The organism is Adlercreutzia sp. (genome assembly GCF_056795635.1).
The window spans coordinates 1-1,875 of record NZ_JBQIIT010000060.1; the positions used below are offsets into that span (position 1 = coordinate 1).

At 64.7% G+C, this 1,875-nt stretch carries 2 protein-coding genes; both read left to right on the top strand.

Going from position 1 to position 1,875, the window contains the following annotated elements; translation table 11 throughout:
• Positions 1 to 564 (top strand): adenylosuccinate synthetase (locus tag ACTOXK_RS12200; protein ID WP_482280010.1); only part of this gene is annotated, 564 nt, incomplete at its 5' end.
• Positions 565 to 599: 35 nt separating this feature from the next.
• The coding region (gene purD / locus ACTOXK_RS12205) for a phosphoribosylamine--glycine ligase (RefSeq protein ID WP_482280011.1) at positions 600 to 1,875 on the top strand (1,276 nt) is incomplete at its 3' end.

Here is a 1,875-nt window from a genome sequence, read left to right on the forward strand (position 1 = left end):
CCGAAAGCCATCGATCGTGTGCTCGGCATCCAGAAGGCCTACGTTACCCGTGTGGGCGAAGGGCCTTTCCCCACGGAGCTGAAGTTCCCCGAAAACGGCGGCGAGGGGCAGGACGCCGAGGACGGCGAGCTGCTCTGCGCGGAGGGCCACGAATTCGGCGTCACCACGGGCCGCAAGCGCCGCTGCGGCTGGTTCGATGCCGTCATCGGGCGCTATGCCGCCGAGGTGAACGGGCTTACGGACGTGGCCCTCACCAAGCTGGATGTGCTGTCGGCCTTCGACACCATCAAGGTGTGCGTGGCCTACGAGTGCAACGGCGAGCGATACGACTACTTCCCCATGCAGCAGTCGGTGCTGCACCACGCGAAACCCGTCTATGTGGAGCTTCCGGGCTGGAAAGACGAGGACATTACCGGTTGCCGCTCCTACGCGGAGCTTCCTGAGAACACGCGCGCCTACATCGAGTACCTGGAAGAGGTCTGCGGTGTGCCCATGAGCATCATCTCGGTGGGCCCCGACCGTGATCAGACCATCCTGCGCGACGTGTGGATGAGGGAAGATTAGCCCCGGGTTTCCTGGAAAGAGCGAAAGGAACGAGCGTGAACATTCTGGTTTTAGGTTCGGGGGGCCGCGAACACGCCATCGCGTGGGCTCTGCGCAAGTCGCCGCAAACCGACGTGCTCTACGTGGCCCCGGGCAACGGCGGCACGGCTGAAATCGCCGAGAACGTAGACCTCGACATCGCCGACACCGAGGCGCTGCTCAGCTTTGTGCACGAGCGGAAGATCGGTCTCGTGGTCATTGGCCCCGAGGCGCCGCTTGTAGAGGGCGTGGCCGATGTCCTGCGCGCCGACGGTGTGCCGGTGTTCGGGCCCAACGCCGACGGTGCCCAACTCGAGGGCTCGAAGGCCTACTCCAAGGAGTTTATGGAGGCTAACTCCATCCCCACCGCCGCCTACGGCCGTTTCAGCGATGAAGCCCCCGCGCTCGCCTACGTGCGCGAGCAAGGCGCACCCATCGTCATCAAGGCCGACGGCTTGGCTGCGGGCAAGGGCGTGGTGGTGGCCGAGACGTTGGAAGACGCCGAGGCCGCCGTGCGCGCCTGCTTCGACGGCGCCTTCGGCGAGGCGGGCTCTACGGTGGTCATCGAAGAGTGCATGACCGGGCCGGAGTGCTCTCTGCTGTGCTTCGTTACCGCCGGCCAGTCGTTTCCTATGGCGCCGGCTCAAGACCATAAACGCGCCTATGATGGCGATCTTGGTCCGAATACGGGCGGCATGGGCGTGTACTCGCCAGTGCCCATCGTCACCGACGACGAGATGGCCGCCATGGTGGCCATTATGGAAGATGCCGCCGCGGCCACGGCCCGGGCACCTTTTGCAACCGACTATCGCGGTACGCTGTACGGCGGCTTTATGCTGACACCGGAGGGTCCGAAGATTGTCGAGTTCAATGTGCGCTTCGGTGACCCGGAGACTCAGGTGGTACTGCCGCGCCTCGAGAGCGACCTGGTGGACGTGATGCTAGCTGTGGCCGAGGGCCGCGCCGACGACATTCAGCTGGAATGGTCGGACGACTGGGCCGTCTCGGTGGTGCTCGCGAGCGAGGGGTATCCCGGCTCCTACGAGAAGGGCAAAGTCATCCTCGGCATCGAGGAGGCCGAGGAGCTGCCCGGCATAACGGTGTTCCACGCTGGCACGAAGCGCAATTTCGACGGAGAGCTTCTCACCAACGGCGGCCGCGTGCTGAACGTGGTGGCCACGGGCGACACCTTCGAGGAGGCCCGCGAGCGCGCCTATGAGGCCTGCGACCTCATCAACTTCGAGGGCAAGCAGCTTCGATACGACATCGGCAAGAAGGCCCTTCAGGGTCGTT